The organism is Tardiphaga sp. 768_D3_N2_1 (assembly GCF_052076105.1).
Classification (GTDB): Bacteria; Pseudomonadota; Alphaproteobacteria; order Rhizobiales; family Xanthobacteraceae; genus Tardiphaga.
In genome coordinates, this window is sequence record NZ_CP197245.1 from 4008566 (window position 1) to 4024038 (window position 15473).

A 15473-nucleotide genomic window follows, 5' to 3' on the forward strand; every position below is an offset into this window, starting at 1 on the left:
TCCAAAGCCGTGTGGAACTCGGAGCGACTCGCCGCATACGCTCGACGGACCGCGCTCTGGTTGGTAAGCCCTCTGCGCAAGGAGACCTGAGTCGAGACATGACCGTTGCGATCGAGATGGGGCATACGACGTCAGGCGCCCCGGCGGCTCTGGACCTTGAGGAACTGCTGGCGACGCGCCTGCTCGTACAGGGCAATTCGGGTTCCGGAAAATCGCATCTGCTGCGCCGGCTGCTCGAACAGAGCGCCCCCTGGGTGCAGCAAACCATCATCGACCCCGAAGGCGATTTCGTTTCACTGGCTGAGCGATTCGGTCATCTGGTGATCGATGCCGAGGCGCATACCGAGCGCGGGTTGCAGGCCGCCGGCGAACGCGCGCGCATGCATCGCGTCTCCACCGTGCTCAATCTTGAAGGCCTCGACGCCGAGAACCAGATGCGCCGCGCAGCGGCCTTTCTTGGCGGACTGTTCGACGCGCCCCGCGACCACTGGTACCCGATGCTTGTGGTGGTGGACGAGGCTCAACTCTTCGCCCCGGCTGTCGCCGGCGAGGTGTCCGACGAAGCGCGCAAGCTCTCGCTCGGCGCCATGACCAACCTGATGTGCCGCGGCCGCAAGCGCGGCCTTGCAGGCGTCATCGCGACACAGCGACTGGCGAAGCTTGCCAAGAATGTCGCGGCCGAAGCATCGAATTTCCTGATGGGCCGCACCTTCCTCGATATCGACATGGCACGCGCCGCCGATCTGCTGGGCATGGAGCGACGGCAGGCCGAATCCTTCCGCGACCTCGAGCGTGGCCAGTTCATGGCGCTGGGCCCCGCCCTCTCCCGTCGTCCGCTTGGCCTGCGCATCGGTGTAACCGAAACAAGCCCGCGCAACGCCACCCCGCGCCTGATGCCACTGCCGGAAGCGACACTCGACGACGTACGTGCCACGATTCTCGCAGCGCCGCCGCCGGAGCCTGCTCGGCCGCAGCGCCGTGCACCATCATCGCCGGATCTGCTCGGCCAGCTCATGGCGGCGAAGTCTGCCGCGCTGGAGCTTCGGCCGGACGTGGCAGAGACGCCGATCAGCGCCGAGGAGCTGGCGGAACGGCGCGTGCGCGTTGACCGGGTTCTGCAGGCCCTGATGGCGGAGCCTGATGCAGGCTTCCGGGTGGTTGGCGTGCTCTATCAGGAATTCGTGGTCCGCTGCCGCATCGAGGGGCTCGGCGCTGCCGTGCCAGACCTCGATGACTTCCGCCGCATGCTGACGCGCGCCCGCGCCGGGCTCGGCTCCGACATGGCCAACGATGACGGCTGGCAGGACGTCTCGGTCCGCGCCTCGATCCTGCCCGAGGATATGCAGGGCGTCTTCATGATGATCGCCCGCGCCGCCAAGGAAGGCTGGCCCTGCCCGAGCAATGCCGCGATCGCCCGCGCCTATGGCTCGCATTCGCTGCGCCGTGCACAACGTCTGCTGACCTATATCGAGGAGCAGGGTCTCATCGTGTGCCAGCTTGATGGCGCCGGCCGGCGCATCGTGACGCTTGTCGAACTGGCCTGGGCTACGGCACCCGGGGATCCCAATGCCGAGGAAGCTGCGGCCGAGCAGGCCTAAGCCGTTTCAGTCCGCCGAGAAACCGAACGGAACGTTCAGGGTCCTGAAATCATCGGGCAGCAGTTCGCGCCCGATCGGAAGCGCCGAGCGCGCGGCACATCTTGGGCGATGACAGACACGGCACGCGACACCGATCGGTGTGGGCGCATCCGCTCGCGGCGCCGATGCGTCGCGCGTGTAGATCAACTGACCCGCATATTCGGCCGCGCAACCGATCGCGATGGCGCGCTCGACACGTTGTGCGCCGTAAGCACCACCGCCGGCGGTGACGGTACGGGCAATCGAAAAGAAGCGCTGCCCATCCGGCAATTCCAGCCACTGCGTAACAATCTGGCGCGGCGTCCGGAAAACATCGTGCACCGACCACAGCGGACATGCACCACCGTGTTTCGCAAATGGAAAGCCTGCACCATCGAGCAGCTTGGAAATATTGCCGGCTGGATCGACGCGGATCAGAAAGAACGGGACCTTTTCGGCACCCGGCCGCTGCAGCGTCGTGATGCGATGCGCGGTCTGTTCGAAACTGGCACCGAATTGACGCGCCAGCGCTTCGAGATCGTAGCGCCGCGTCTCGGCTGCACGCGCGAAGGCTGCATAGGGCATGATCAACGCCGCGGCGGCGTAGCCTGCAAGCGCGCGGCGCGCCAGCAGCTCTGCGCTCTTCGTAGTGAACTGGCCGTCCTCGAGCGCGGTGCCGATCTCGTTTTCCATTTCGAGATAAGCGAGTTGCTGCGCCAACTGGAAATGGAGGCTTGCGGTATCGAGCGAATCCTCAAGTAGCAACTGCTTGCGATGCAGATCCAGTCGCCTGACTGAGCCGAGCATGACGTCGGGCGGCAGGTACCGGACCTGCAGCTTGTGCCGGGTCTTGAGGCGCTCGATAAAACCGCTCGGGCCTGACGTCGCCTGCACGAGGCGCTCGGCGGCATCATCGATCACAGCGAAATTGTTACGGCGTGCGGCAAGGAAGCGTCTGACCTCAGCCACGGGATCATTGGCATCGAAGCCCTCACTGCCCGCAGGTGACGCGACACCCGTAAGCGCCGGAGCGCGCCGATCCGCCAGCGCGAGCTGCTCCTCGCGATAGGCCGTGTAGAGGCGCAGGAACGCCTCGGCCATGCCGGGATAGCTCACCGCCAGATCGCTGATTTCGAGCGCGGGGATATCGATGTCCGAGAACATCGGCTCTTTCAGGATCGACTGCATCCGCGCCGTATTGTCGGCGCCGCCATCGCCGGCGAGATCAGCCAGATCGATGGTGTAGGTGCGCGCCAGACGAAGGAGCATGTCCGCCGTCATCGGTCGCTGGTTGCGCTCCAGCAGCGCGACATAAGGCGCGGAAATCTCGAGATCAGCCGCCATATCGGCCTGGGTCAGGCCCAAATCGCGGCGAAGCCGCCGTAATCGGGGGCCCATGAACACCGAACGACCAGCCGAGGTGGCCATTGCGCACTCCAATACCTTGTAACTACCTTACAGACTTACACGCGATATTTGTAAAGTATGACAAGTTATCTGCGTTCCGTCTAGCGGCTGCCAATCCCGCGCTTACAACCAAGGACAGGTTTTTCGTCAGCCAAAGGGATCAAGACCATGAACTTCCAGCCACGCGGAATCAGCAACCAGACCAGCCCCGGCTCCTATGCGAGCGAGGTCGAGGCGGCGGCAGCGCTGCTCAAGACCCAGCCGACCTGGAACGGCGTGGGCGCCGAGGCTGTCGCGCGCATGCGCCTGCAGAACCGATTCAAGACCGGCCTCGACATCGCCCGCTTTACCGCGGCGCAGATGCGGGCGGACATGGCGCGCTACGATCAGGATGCCACTAAGTATACTCAGTCCCTCGGCTGCTGGCATGGCTTCATCGCGCAGCAGAAGCTGATCTCGGTGAAGAAGCACTTCGGCACCACCGACCGCACCTATCTCTATCTGTCGGGCTGGATGATCGCGGCGCTGCGTTCGGAATTCGGCCCGCTGCCCGACCAGTCGATGCACGAGAAGACCTCGGTGCCGGCACTGATCGAGGAACTCTACACCTTCCTGCGTCAGGCAGATTCCCGCGAACTCAGCAACACGTTCCGGGCGCTCGATGCGGCCCGCAAGGCCGGCGACAATGCCAAGGCCGAAGAGCTGATCGCCTCGATCGATAGCTTCCAGACCCATGTCGTTCCGGTCATCGCCGATATCGATGCTGGCTTCGGCAATGCGGAGGCGACCTATCTGCTCGCCAAGAAGATGATCGAGGCCGGCGCCTGCGCGCTGCAGATCGAGAACCAGGTCTCGGACGAGAAGCAGTGCGGTCATCAGGACGGCAAGGTCACCGTGCCGCATGAGGTCTTCCTGGCGAAGATCCGCGCGTGCCGTCACGCCTTCCTCGAACTCGGTGTCGAAGACGGCATCGTCGTCACCCGCACCGACTCGCTCGGCGCCGGTCTCACGCAGCAGATCGCTGTCAGCCACAAGCCCGGCGATCTCGGCGACCAGTACAACAGCTTCCTCGATTGCGAGGAAGTCGATGCATCGAACATCGGCAATGGCGATGTCGTCATCACCCGCAATGGCAAGCTGATGCGTCCGAAGCGTCTGCCGAGCAATCTCTACCAGTTCCGCGAAGGCACCGGTCAGGATCGCGTCGTGCTCGACTGCATCACCTCGCTGCAGAACGGCTCCGACTTGCTCTGGATCGAAACCGAGCGCCCGAATGTCGAGCAGATCGCCGTGATGGTCGATCGCATTCGCGAAGTCGTGCCGAATGCGAAGCTGGCCTACAACAACTCGCCGTCCTTCAACTGGACGCTGAACTTCCGTTGGCAGGTGTTCGACGAGATGAAGACGGCCGGCAAGGATGTCAGCAAGTACAACCGCGCCGAACTGATGAAGGCGGAATATGACGACACCGAACTGGCGAAGCAGGCCGACGAACTGATCCGCACCTTCCAGGCGGATTCGGCGAAGCGCGCCGGCATCTTCCACCACCTGATCACGCTGCCGACCTATCACACGGCAGCGCTGTCCACCGACACGCTCGCCAAGGCCTATTTCGGCGAGCAAGGCATGCTGGGCTACGTCAAGAATGTTCAGCGCGAGGAGATCCGTCAGGGCATCGCCTGCGTGAAGCATCAGAACATGGCCGGCTCCGATATCGGCGACGACCACAAGGAATATTTCGCCGGCGAAGCAGCCCTGAAGGCCGGCGGTGCGCACAACACGATGAACCAGTTCGGCTAATCGTTACGGTTCAGCTCATCGTAAAAATCAGCCTGGGATCTTGTCAGATCCCAGGCTGATTTCGTTTCGGCGTTCAAATGCCGAACGACTGTCTCGCCAACAGGCGAGGTGTCGACCTCCCATCGCGCTTATCCCTGTCGGCGCAGGAAGCCAGTGATGGTGACCGTCTGCCAGATGCCGGCGGCAAAGAACGGATCGGCGTGATGAAATTTCTCGACCGCCGCGCGGTCAGCGGCCTCGACGAGGAACAGGCTGCCAATCATGGTTTGCCCGTCATCGGCTGTCAGAGGACCGGACATGACAATCGTCACATCATAGGCCGATGTGTCGGACAAAAAGGCCTTGTGAGCCTCATAGTGAGACAAGCGCTTGTCGAGCGCCCCGGCATGATCGACGGCATGAATAGCAAACAGCATGCGTAGCTCCTGAAAAGCAGAAGACGGCCGCCGACCTGCGGCGGCCGTCCTGAAGTATCGAAGATGTTATTTGGTGCCGAGCTTCGCGGCCTCGTCCCAGCTCGGACAAGTCCGCGATTCCAGCGGCACGTCGTAGGGCTGATAATTCTCCTTGCCGATGACCGTGGGCTTGAGAACGATCTCGGTGATCACCGGCTCGTTGCGCAGCGAACGAATGGCGATCATCATGCCGAGGCATCCCTGCATGAAGCCATTGTAGTCGCCGCTCGCCAGCAACTTCCCGGCCTTGATCGCGTCGATCGCCTCCTTGGTGCCATTGACGCCAATGACCTGGGCCTTGCGATTGGCACCATCGAGCGCCTCGATCGCACCGATCGCCATCGCATCATTGGCCGCCAACACGCCGTCGATCTGAGTGTTCGACTGCATGAGATTTTCCATGACCTGGAGCGCCTGCAGCCGCTGATAGTTGCCCGGCTGCGACGCCAGCAGCTTGGCCCCCGGGTTTTCCTTCAGGGCGTCGTTGAAGCCACGGACGCGGTCGATGCTCGTCAAGGACCCCTTGACGCCCTCAATGATCACGAAATTGCCCTTGCCACCGAGCGTCTTCAGCAGATGGCGCCCGGTCTCGAGACCCAGACTGTAATCGTCGGCACCGACAAAGGCGACGAACTTGCCGCCGGCCGAGCGGTCGGTCACGTTGACCACCGGGATCTTTGCGTCGTTGATCTTCTCGACGCCTGGGACCATCGCCTTGTAGTCGACCGGGATGAAGACAATCGCCGACGGCTTCTTCACCACCACGTCCTCAATCTGGCTGAGCTGCTCCGGAATGCTGTCCGGCTTTGTCGGGATATAATGCAGCGTCTTTGCCTTCATCGCCTTGGCGGCTGCGTCGGACCCGACTCGCACGGTCTGGAAGTAAGGATTGGTCTGGTTTTTCGTAAACACCGCGATCGTCTCGCCATCGGCGAACGCGTGGGATGAGAGTGATGTCGTCAGAAGTAGTGCAGCTAGCGCGCCATAGGCTTTCTTCATAGTCGTTCCCTCCGTTTTGTTTTTAAGATCGAACACTTACGCCGCACGGCGCCGTGTTTTCATATCCAGCCATACTGCCAGAATGACGATGACGCCGGTCACCAGTGGCTGCCAACTCGCGTTGACCGACAACAGGTTCATGCCATTGAGGACCAGGGTCAAAATGAGTGCGCCGACGAAGGTGCCGAACACCGTTCCGAGACCGCCGAACAGTGAGGTGCCTCCGATCAGAACCGCGGCGATCGCCGGCAGCGTCAGACTTTCTCCGATGTCGGCCTCGGCAGAGTTTAGTCGCGCAAGAAAGATGATCGAGGCGAGCCCGGCCATTGCGCCCGACACTGTGTAGACCAGCAGAAGCCGGCGAGCGACTGGAATGCCTGACAGCCGCGCGGCGACTGGATTGGCGCCTATGGCATAGATTTCCTGTCCCCATGTGGTGCGCTGCGCGAAAATGGTTCCGATCGCGAGGAAGACCAGCAGCAGATAGACCGGGATCGGAAGCCCGAGAAAATAGCCACTGCCGATCTGGCGAAAGCCGGCCGGGAAGCCGTGCATGGTTTCTCCGCCCATGTACCAGTAGGTGATGCCGTGCAGCACCCACAGCATCCCATAGGTCGCAATGAAAGATGGAATTCGAAGCGCCGTGACCATTACGCCGTTGAGCATCCCCACCGCGCCACCGACGCCGATGCCCGTCAGTACCCCCAAGGTCGGCGAGCCCGTCTGATGGATTACCGTTCCGGCAATACAGGCGGAAATCGCGACATTGGCACCGATCGAAAGATCGAGGCCACCTGTCAGCACCACCAGGGTCAGACCCGACGCAATGAAGAACAGCAGGCTCGCCTGGCGCAGGACGTTGAGGATGTTGCCAAGACTGAAGAACGAGTTGGTCAGGATGGTCAGCGCAGCACAGATCAGAAACGCCGCGAGCAGGCGATAGAACACCTGGATCATCTCGTCTGAGAGCAACATTCTGCCGCCCGTGATCGGCTTTGAGATATCGGTCATGATCGGCTCCGCAATCCATCGACGAACAAGGCTGCAATCACCAGCAAACCGACGCTTGCCACCTGGATCGAAGACGGCAGCGCCAGCAGGTTCAATCCGTTGCGCAACACGCCGACGGTGACCACTCCGAGCAAGGTGCCGAGCAGCCAGCCATTGCCGCGCTCGAACGACGTGCCGCCAACAGCAACGGCCGCAATGGCATCGAACTCAAGACCGAGGCCAGCAGTCGGATGCCCGGAATTCATCCGGGCGGTCATCAGGAGACCGGCCAGACCGACCATGGCGCCGCCGAGTGCGTAGACGAGGATCAGCAAGCCTCGCGCCGAGATGCCCGCGAATTTCAGCGCTTCGCGGTTTCCGCCGAGCGCGAAAATGTAAGTCCCGAAACGCGTGTGGTAGAGCAATCCGTGGAAGGCAAGATAACTTCCCAATGCGAGTATGATCGGAAGTGGAACGCCAGCGAGCGTTCCGGAATAGACGCCACGAACGGCTGCGGGCATGCCGACGACGCTCTGGCCATCACTGACGATCAGCGAGAGCCCCTGCGCCATACCAAGCGTACCCAGCGTCACGACAAAGGGGGGAATACCGACAACGGCGACCAGCCAGCCGTTGACCGTCCCGAACGCGATTCCAATAGCCATTGCCGCAAGCAGGCCCAGCACCATCGATCCCGTGGCCAAAGCGACAATGGCCACAATCAGCGAGGTCAACGTCAACACCGCGCCCATCGACAGGTCGAGACCTTCGGTCATGATGATGAGCGTCATCGGCAGTGCCAGCATCAACAGGATCGTCGATTGGACGAGCACATTGGAAATATTCGGCACCGTCAGGAAGCCTGGCGTCATCAGGCTGAAGACGACACATAACAGCACCAGCATGACGGCAACGCCGGGAATCCGCTGCAGCGGATTGGTGTTCAACTGCATCGCTTGTTCACGCATGCTGCATCCCCAACTTCACGATGTTTTCCTCACTCAGTTCGTGACGAGCCAGTTCACCCGCGATCTGCCCGTCGCGCATGACATAGGCGCGATCGCAGACGTGGCAGATTTCCGACTGCTCCGACGAGATCATCAGCGCAGCGGCACCATCTGCGACCAGCCGATCGATGAGCGCGAAGATCTCGGCTTTCGCCCCGACATCGATGCCGCGTGTCGGTTCGTCGAAAATGAACAGCTTGGCGCCGGCCGCCAGCCATTTCCCGATGACGACCTTCTGCTGGTTGCCCCCTGACAACAGACCCACGGCCTGCTTGTCCGAAGGGGTTGCAATGCGTAGCTGGCGAACCAGATCGTTGGCGACCTGCCTGGACTTGCCATGATCGAAGAGGCCGCGCGGAAAGATCTTGCGCAGCGCGGAAACGATCAGGTTGTCTCCGACGGAGCGGATCAGAGCCAGACCTTCAGCCTTGCGGCTTTCCGGAATCAGCGCGAGCCCCAGTCTGGCCGCTTCGTCAGGACCGCCAGACTTCTCCTGTCCGTTGAACAGGATCTGTCCCGCGGTCGCCTTGTCGGCCCCGAAAATGGCCCGCACCACTTCGGTGCGCCCCGAACCGACCAGCCCGCACAGCCCGACAATCTCGCCTTGCCGCACCACCAGGTCGATGCCCGCAATGCCCGAGCCAGAGGCGAGACCCTTCACCTCGAGCATGACCTTGCCAGGGGCCTTGGCGAAAGTCCGAGGATAGCTCATATCGACGCTGCGACCGACCATCATCCGGACCAGATCGTCCGATGACACGGCACCGGGTTTCACTTCATCGATACGACGCCCATCGCGCAGCACCGTGATGCGGTCACCGAGCGAAAACACCTCCGCCATGCGGTGCGAGATGTAGATGATGGCAACGCCGTCCGCTTTGAGCCGTGCGATCAGCGCAAACAGCAACTCCGTCTCGCGATCGGACAGCGCGGCCGTTGGCTCATCCATCACGAGAATTCGCGCGTTCTGGCTGATGGCCTTTGCAATCTCCACCATCTGCTGCTGCGCAACGCCCAGCTTCTCGATCCGGATCGCCGGGTCTATCTCGAAACCGATCGAATCCAGCACGCGCCTGGCATCAGCCAGGATTTTCTTGCGATCGATCGTGCCGGGAATACGTCCTGCCGGCTCGCGTCCAAGGAAGATGTTCTGCGCGATATCGAGATAGGGGACGAGCGAGAATTCCTGGAAAATGACAGCGATGCCGAGCTTCCGCGCATCGGCCGGAGACGCGATCTCGACTGTCTCACCGTTGTAATGGAACGAGCCGCTATCGGCGCGATAGGCTCCGCACAACACTTTCATCAGGCTCGACTTGCCCGCTCCGTTCTCGCCGAGCAGCATGTGCACCTCGCTTGGCCAGACCGAGAATGACACATCGTCGAGTGCCTTTACCCCCGGAAATTCCTTGGAAATGCCACGCAGTTCGAACAGCGGCGGCGCCGCTCGAACGATGGGCTCAGCAGCTTTGGACTGCGCGAGTTGCGTCATGCCAGCACCGGTGTATTGGGCAAGAAGATCTTGCCTGGGTTCATCATGCCGCTCGGATCGATCGACACTTTAATGCCACGCATGATATCGACGGCATCGCCGAGCTCGTCCTGAAGGAAACCGATCTTGCCGGTGCCGATGCCGTGTTCACCGGTGCAGGTCCCTTCCATCGCGATCGCACGTGCCACCAATCGCGCATGCAGCGCCTTGGCGCGCGCGACTTCGTCGGCATTGTCCTGATCGATCAGGATCAGCAGATGGAAATTTCCGTCGCCGACATGGCCCACAACGGGCGCAATCAGTCCGTTGGCATCGATGTCGCGGCGGGTTTCGGTCAGACATTCCGTCAGCCGTGAGATTGGGACGCAGACATCCGTGATCATGGCCTTGGCGCCCGGCTTCAGACTCAGGCCGGCATAAAGCGTGTTGTCACGGGCATGCCACAGCTTCGTCCGGTCTTCCGCTGCACGCGCCCATTGGAAGCCCTGGCCGTCATGTTCGGCAGCGATCGCCTCCGCCAGTTCAGCCTGCTCCGCGACGCTCGCCTCGGTGCCGTGGAATTCGAAGAACAGCGTCGGCGCCTCGCGATAGCCAAGTTTGGAATATCCGTTGATGCCGCGCATCATGACTTCATCCAGCAGCTCCATCCGCGCGACCGGGATGCCCGACTGAATCACTTCAATCGCGGCATCTATCGCCTGATCGAGCCGCCCGAAACTGCAGACCGCGGACGAGATCGCCTGCGGCCATGGATGCAGTTTCAGGGTGATCTCGGTGATCACGCCGAGGGTACCCTCGGAGCCGACGAACAGCCGGGTGAGATCGTAACCGGCTGACGACTTGCGGGCGCGCTGGCTGGTGCGGATCACCCGCCCATCCGGGAGAACGACTTCGAGCGCCAGCACATTGTCCTTCATGGTGCCGTAGCGGACGGCCATGGTTCCGGACGCGCGCGTCGAGGTCATGCCGCCGATCGACGCATCGGCGCCGGGATCGATCGGAAAGAACAATCCGGTGTCGCGCAGATGCGCGTTGAGCTGCTTGCGGGTGATGCCAGGCTGCACAACGACATCGAGGTCCTTGTCATGCACCTGGAGCACGCGGTTCATCCGCGCAAAATCGATACAGACGCCGCCAGCCACCGATGCCGCATTACCTTCCAGCGAGGTGCCCGCGCCGAATGGAACGACCGGCATGCCGAGCTCACCGCAGAGTTTCACGATCTCAGCGACTTCCTGCGTGCTCTCCGGAAACACCACGACATCCGGCGGACGGCTGGCATGATAGGCTTCGCTGCGGCCGTGATCATCGAGCACGCCGCGCGCAATGGTCGCGCGCGCGCCAATGATCTCGTTCAGACGGACCACGACCGTCTCGGCGCTCACTGGCGCTCCCATGGCATCCTCCCTCCATATCGGCGCTCAGGCTCTGCGGCCCTTGATGCGCATTGTTAGCTAGACAGCATGCGCCTTTTTGGCGTCTGGCTTCAAACCGAAATCGTAATTCAAATGATAGTAGGGCGTGTTCTGCATGCGCCCGTCGGGAGCTTCGCCGGCATACTTCCGGACGAATTCGCGAATGAGCGTATCCTTGACGCCGAAGACGACGTCGGAGTCGAGATACTTGTCGCCCGCAACAAACACATGCGTCACCAGCTGCTCGAAGCCAGGCGCCGAGATCATGAAGTGAACATGGGCAGGCCGCCACGGATGACGCCCCTGAGCCGTAAGCATATCGCCGACCGGCCCGTCATGCGGGATCGGATAGGCCGCCGGCTTGATCGACCAGAACCGGAAACGGCCCTCGGTATCGGCATGAAACCGCGCGCGCATGGCAAGATCGCCGATCTTGTCGAGCTGCTGGACGTCGTAATAGCCATCATCGTCCGAATGCCAGACATCGATGGTCGCATTTGCGATCGGCTTGCCGTCGGGCGTCGAGACCGATCCCGTCACGATCATCGGATCGCCCTCCATGCCGCCGGAGATGTCATCGCCGAGTTTCTTCTCCGGGGCCGCCTGGACGAAGAACGGCCCCAGCACGGTCGTATCCGTCACGCCGTCGGTGGCGCCGTGATTGATCGCATCGACCAGCATCGACACCCCGAGCGTATCCGAAAGCAGGACGAACTCCTGGCGCTTATCGTCGCACATGTGACCGGTGCGCGTCAGGAATTCGATGCCCTGCTCCCATTCCCTCTGGGTTGGCCGAACCTCCCGGACGAAGGCATGCAGATGGCGCACCAGCGCCTCGCTGATCTGCCTGACCCGCGGCTGGCCAGCATCCGTGATGCGATCCAGTACGGCGTCGGTAATGGTGTTCTCGTTGAAATTCCGCATGGCCTCCCCTCACCCAAGCTTCGGCTCGCCGAGACCCGACAGTCGTTCGACATGGCGCACGGTGGCGATGAAATCGGATTCGCCATCGCCCTGTGCAACAAGTGATCCGTAGATTTCCCGCACCTGCGCTGCGAGTTGCAGCGGCACGCCGACGTGGTGACCGGCGCCGATGATGAGGTCGAGATCCTTGGCCATCTGCCGGCACGAGAAGGTGGAGTCGAAGTTGCGCGTGGCAAGCGGCGGCGTCTTGTACTTCACCATCGGCGAGGCGACCGCGCTGTCGTCCAGGACCTTGAGGATATCGGGCCAGGAGATTCCGCCCTTGCGTGCCAGCGCAAGGCTTTCGGCCATCATTCCAGCGGACACTGCGATCATCAGATTGACCGCGAGCTTGGCAAATCGCGCCTCTTCAGCCACACCGAGATAGGTTTGCGCGCGCGTGAACGTCGCCAGCACCGGCTGAACCGCATCGAACGCATCGCGCGGCCCCGACACGAAGCAGGTCAGCGCGCCGGTATGCGCGATTGCTGCATTGCCGGACACGGGAGCACGCAGATAGGCCACGCCGTTTGCCTCCGCCGCGACGCCGACCTCCGCTGATATTTCGGCACTGACCGTGCTCGTCTCGACCAGAACCGCACCACGTGTCAGCCTGTTCAGCAGACCGTCGGGTCCGAGCACCACGGAACGCAACGCCGCATCGTCGGGCAGCGATGTGAAAATGATGGAGTGATTTGCAGCGGCCTCCGCCGCCGAGTTGGCCGCCTGAAGCCCAAGCTGCTGTGCCAACACCATGCGCTGCTGGCCCGGGTCGTAACCGGTGACACGAATGCCGGCCTCCACCATGCGGCCGGCGATCGGCAAGCCCATCTTGCCGACACCGATCCAGGCTACGGCCTGTGTTTGATCCTTCGATGGGGTCGTCATGCCGCCTTCTCCTGACGTTCGATCTCGGAGACGATGCGCATGCCTGATCGCTCGAGTTCATTCTTTTTGTGGTCGAGGTTCTCCACCAGCAGGCGTCCGCCTCGTTTGCGCCAGATACCGTCGATCATGACCGCCTCGATATTGGTAATGCTGGACTGCATCAGGACCGTGGAAACCGGATCATGCACCGGCCAGAGGTTGAGGTCCGTGGCATTGATGACAACCAGGTCCGCCTTCTTGCCCGGTGTGAGCGAGCCGATGCTGCTGTCACGCCCGAGCATGCGGGCGCCCTCGATGGTGATCCAGCGCAAGGCCTCGCGCGTCGTGATCGTCGTGGCGGCCGGAATGGCACCCGTGGCCTGCCGGCTCTCGGCATTGTCCAGCGCACGCTGCATCGACAGTGCGATACGGCCAACGTTGAACATGTCGCCGGGCAGCACGGATTCCAGATCGACCCCGAGCGACGGCCGCGATCCCAGCTTCAACAGCCGCCCGGTGATCGGGTAGCCGTGACCCTGATTCATTTCATTTTCCGGCGTAACCGAGAAAGACGCGCCGAGATCGACAAGCTGACGCAGCAGATCGTCGGGAAGATCGTTGCCGTGCACGATGTTGATGCCGGGACCGACGAGACCGGCTGCAATCAGCCTCGCCCAGCCCCCCGGCGTCTTGGCCGGGCCTCCCCCCTGATGCATCGAAGCGATCAGATCGAACTCACGCGCCAGTTCGAAATCATGGATGGCAACATCCATGGTCGAATAATGTGGCCCAAGAATCGCCAGGCCGAGCGTGACGCGGTCGCTGCGGTTAGACAGTGCCCCTGCCATGAAGCGCTCGACCTCATGGCGTGGATGCGGAACCTCGGAGAAGTGCGGCTGCCCCGGCGCCGCCTCCGGCTTCGGCGAGCCGTGGAAGAAGGCAGCACGGATGCCGCTTTCCTTCAGCGCCGAGACGGCGCTGTCACTGTGCGCCGGCGTCGGGTTGTTGTGACACCAATCAACCAGCGTTGTGGTGCCGCAATTGATCTGGTTCAGCGCGCCCATCAGCGTGCCGATATGGATATCCTCAGGACGGAAGACCGTGGCCAGTCCCGCATGCATCCGGCGGAAATATTCAGGAAGCGTCCAGTTCGCGGAGAAACCGCGCAAGGCAGTCTGCCACGTATGCATATGCGCGTTGACGAGGCCCGGAATGACGATGCGGCCATGACCATCGACAATCTCTGCATCACCTGCATCGAGGCCCGGCCGGATATCGACAATGCGATCGCCATCGACCAGCAGGTCAGCCTGCGTCAGGTCGCCGATCGCATCATCCATTGTGAGGATGGTGGCGGATTTGATGAGCGTGCGCGTCGCCGTCATCGCACCGCCTCCGCCACGACCGGAGGATCGCCCGCCCAGGCCCGCGCGATCAGATCGCGGATGGCATCGCGCTCGAGTGGCCGCGGATTCCAGTAGGCATTGCTGACGGCGAGGTTGGCGGCGCGCTCGATACCCTCCTCGGGCATTCCCAGATCGCGCAGCGCTACTTTGGCGCCAAGGCCCTGCGTGAGATCGAACAATCCCTGCGCGGCCTGTCCGGCGCCAAGTGCGCGCGCGACGCGGGCCGCCGCCACCGGCACGGTCGGAGCATTATAGGCCATCGCATGCGGCAGGATCACCGTGTGGGTTTCGGCATGCGGCAGATTGAACGTGCCACCCAGCGTGTGACAAAGCTTGTGGTGGAGCCCCATGCCCACCGCTCCGAGACAGGCGCCGCACAACCAGGCTGCACGCAGCGCATCATCGCGTGCCGTCGCGTCGTCCTCGCCAGCCGCGAGCTTCGGCAGCGCGCCGGCGAACAGGCGGATGCCCTCCTCCGCCATCAACGACACGACCGGATTGGCATCACGGGCATAGAGTGCTTCGACGGCGTGAGCGATTGCATTGACGCCCGACGTCACCGCAAACGCAGGGGGCAATGTGCGCGTCAGGTCGACGTCGTAGATGACCGTTTCGGGAAGTATCTTCGGGCTCGATTGCGTGATCTTCAATCCGTCGCGGGTCTCACCCAGGATCGGCGTCATCTCGGACCCGGCATAGCTGGTCGGCACGACGATCTGGGGCAGGTCGGTCCGCAGCGCGATGGCCTTGCCAAGCCCGATCGTCGACCCGCCGCCCACGGCAACGATGCCGTCGGCCTGCAGGGCCACGACCTGCTGCATCGCAAGTTCGGTCACATCAACCGGCGTATGCATCACAGCGCCCGCGTGGACACCAGCCGCGCGGTTACCGATCAGCGCGGCAATCTGCTCGCCGTGCGATTTCTGCTGGGCTGTCGTCAGAACGAGCGCGCGCTTGACACCGAGCCGATCGAGCTCGGCGGCCAGATCTGCCAGCCGCCCCGCCCCGAACACGACCCGCATGGGCGCCGCCTGATAGACGAAGCTCTCCATCATT

At 62.5% G+C, this 15473-nt stretch carries 13 protein-coding genes; 2 read left to right on the plus strand and 11 right to left on the minus strand.

Annotation, left to right across the window (positions count from 1 at the left end):
• Nucleotides 1-98 precede the first annotated feature (98 nt).
• Nucleotides 99-1598: a helicase HerA domain-containing protein gene (locus tag AB8A27_RS18860; protein ID WP_441243225.1), complete on the plus strand. Its 1500-nt coding sequence runs from the start codon at nt 99-101 to the stop codon at nt 1596-1598.
• A 6-nt stretch (nt 1599-1604) separates the two neighbouring features.
• On the opposite strand, the gene AB8A27_RS18865 is transcribed toward AB8A27_RS18860, so the two are convergent.
• On the minus strand, nt 1605-3044 hold the full coding sequence (locus AB8A27_RS18865) for a helix-turn-helix domain-containing protein (protein WP_441243226.1): 1440 nt from the start codon (nt 3042-3044) through the stop codon (nt 1605-1607).
• A 147-nt stretch (nt 3045-3191) separates the two neighbouring features.
• On the opposite strand from AB8A27_RS18865, the gene AB8A27_RS18870 reads away from it, so the two are divergent.
• Complete coding sequence (locus AB8A27_RS18870; protein WP_441243227.1) at nt 3192-4823, plus strand: isocitrate lyase; 1632 nt, start codon at nt 3192-3194, stop codon at nt 4821-4823.
• Between the two features lie 128 nt (nt 4824-4951).
• On the opposite strand, the gene AB8A27_RS18875 is transcribed toward AB8A27_RS18870, so the two are convergent.
• The 10 genes from AB8A27_RS18875 to AB8A27_RS18920 form a co-directional block, all read right to left on the minus strand.
• Nucleotides 4952-5239 (minus strand): YciI family protein, encoded by a 288-nt coding sequence (locus tag AB8A27_RS18875; protein WP_068734916.1) that lies wholly within the window; start codon nt 5237-5239, stop codon nt 4952-4954.
• A gap of 66 nt (nt 5240-5305) precedes the next feature.
• Nucleotides 5306-6277, minus strand: a complete 972-nt coding sequence (locus AB8A27_RS18880; protein WP_441243228.1) for a sugar ABC transporter substrate-binding protein — start codon at nt 6275-6277, stop codon at nt 5306-5308.
• Between the two features lie 36 nt (nt 6278-6313).
• Nucleotides 6314-7288 (minus strand): ABC transporter permease, encoded by a 975-nt coding sequence (locus AB8A27_RS18885; protein WP_089265507.1) that lies wholly within the window; start codon nt 7286-7288, stop codon nt 6314-6316.
• Nucleotides 7285-8235: an ABC transporter permease gene (locus AB8A27_RS18890; protein ID WP_441243229.1), complete on the minus strand. Its 951-nt coding sequence runs from the start codon at nt 8233-8235 to the stop codon at nt 7285-7287. Before AB8A27_RS18890 ends, AB8A27_RS18885 begins: the two co-directional genes overlap by 4 nt.
• Nucleotides 8228-9766 (minus strand): sugar ABC transporter ATP-binding protein, encoded by a 1539-nt coding sequence (locus AB8A27_RS18895; protein ID WP_441243230.1) that lies wholly within the window; start codon nt 9764-9766, stop codon nt 8228-8230. The genes AB8A27_RS18890 and AB8A27_RS18895 overlap by 8 nt, the downstream gene beginning before the upstream one ends.
• On the minus strand, nt 9763-11163 hold the full coding sequence (locus AB8A27_RS18900; protein ID WP_441243231.1) for an FAD-linked oxidase C-terminal domain-containing protein: 1401 nt from the start codon (nt 11161-11163) through the stop codon (nt 9763-9765). Before AB8A27_RS18900 ends, AB8A27_RS18895 begins: the two co-directional genes overlap by 4 nt.
• 57 nt (nt 11164-11220) lie before the next feature.
• Nucleotides 11221-12105, minus strand: a complete 885-nt coding sequence (locus AB8A27_RS18905; RefSeq protein WP_441243232.1) for an intradiol ring-cleavage dioxygenase — start codon at nt 12103-12105, stop codon at nt 11221-11223.
• 9 nt (nt 12106-12114) lie between these two features.
• Entirely contained in the window at nt 12115-13032 is a 918-nt protein-coding gene (locus tag AB8A27_RS18910) for an NAD(P)-dependent oxidoreductase (protein WP_441243233.1), read from the minus strand.
• Entirely contained in the window at nt 13029-14396 is a 1368-nt protein-coding gene (locus AB8A27_RS18915) for an amidohydrolase family protein (protein ID WP_441243234.1), read from the minus strand. The genes AB8A27_RS18910 and AB8A27_RS18915 overlap by 4 nt, the downstream gene beginning before the upstream one ends.
• Entirely contained in the window at nt 14393-15472 is a 1080-nt protein-coding gene (locus tag AB8A27_RS18920) for a maleylacetate reductase (RefSeq protein ID WP_441243235.1), read from the minus strand. Before AB8A27_RS18920 ends, AB8A27_RS18915 begins: the two co-directional genes overlap by 4 nt.
• Between the last annotated feature and the right edge of the window lies 1 nt (nt 15473).

What these genes read in the sequence shown, in the direction of transcription:
- AB8A27_RS18860 (WP_441243225.1), top strand. Translation starts at nt 99, where the DNA reads ATGACCGTTGCGATCGAGATGGGGCATACGACGTCAGGCGCCCCGGCG.
- AB8A27_RS18865 (WP_441243226.1), bottom strand. Translation starts at nt 3,044, where the DNA reads ATGGCCACCTCGGCTGGTCGTTCGGTGTTCATGGGCCCCCGATTACGG.
- AB8A27_RS18870 (WP_441243227.1), top strand. Translation starts at nt 3,192, where the DNA reads ATGAACTTCCAGCCACGCGGAATCAGCAACCAGACCAGCCCCGGCTCC.
- AB8A27_RS18875 (WP_068734916.1), bottom strand. Translation starts at nt 5,239, where the DNA reads ATGCTGTTTGCTATTCATGCCGTCGATCATGCCGGGGCGCTCGACAAG.
- AB8A27_RS18880 (WP_441243228.1), bottom strand. Translation starts at nt 6,277, where the DNA reads ATGAAGAAAGCCTATGGCGCGCTAGCTGCACTACTTCTGACGACATCA.
- AB8A27_RS18885 (WP_089265507.1), bottom strand. Translation starts at nt 7,288, where the DNA reads ATGACCGATATCTCAAAGCCGATCACGGGCGGCAGAATGTTGCTCTCA.
- AB8A27_RS18890 (WP_441243229.1), bottom strand. Translation starts at nt 8,235, where the DNA reads ATGCGTGAACAAGCGATGCAGTTGAACACCAATCCGCTGCAGCGGATT.
- AB8A27_RS18895 (WP_441243230.1), bottom strand. Translation starts at nt 9,766, where the DNA reads ATGACGCAACTCGCGCAGTCCAAAGCTGCTGAGCCCATCGTTCGAGCG.
- AB8A27_RS18900 (WP_441243231.1), bottom strand. Translation starts at nt 11,163, where the DNA reads ATGGGAGCGCCAGTGAGCGCCGAGACGGTCGTGGTCCGTCTGAACGAG.
- AB8A27_RS18905 (WP_441243232.1), bottom strand. Translation starts at nt 12,105, where the DNA reads ATGCGGAATTTCAACGAGAACACCATTACCGACGCCGTACTGGATCGC.
- AB8A27_RS18910 (WP_441243233.1), bottom strand. Translation starts at nt 13,032, where the DNA reads ATGACGACCCCATCGAAGGATCAAACACAGGCCGTAGCCTGGATCGGT.
- AB8A27_RS18915 (WP_441243234.1), bottom strand. Translation starts at nt 14,396, where the DNA reads ATGACGGCGACGCGCACGCTCATCAAATCCGCCACCATCCTCACAATG.
- AB8A27_RS18920 (WP_441243235.1), bottom strand. Translation starts at nt 15,472, where the DNA reads ATGATGGAGAGCTTCGTCTATCAGGCGGCGCCCATGCGGGTCGTGTTC.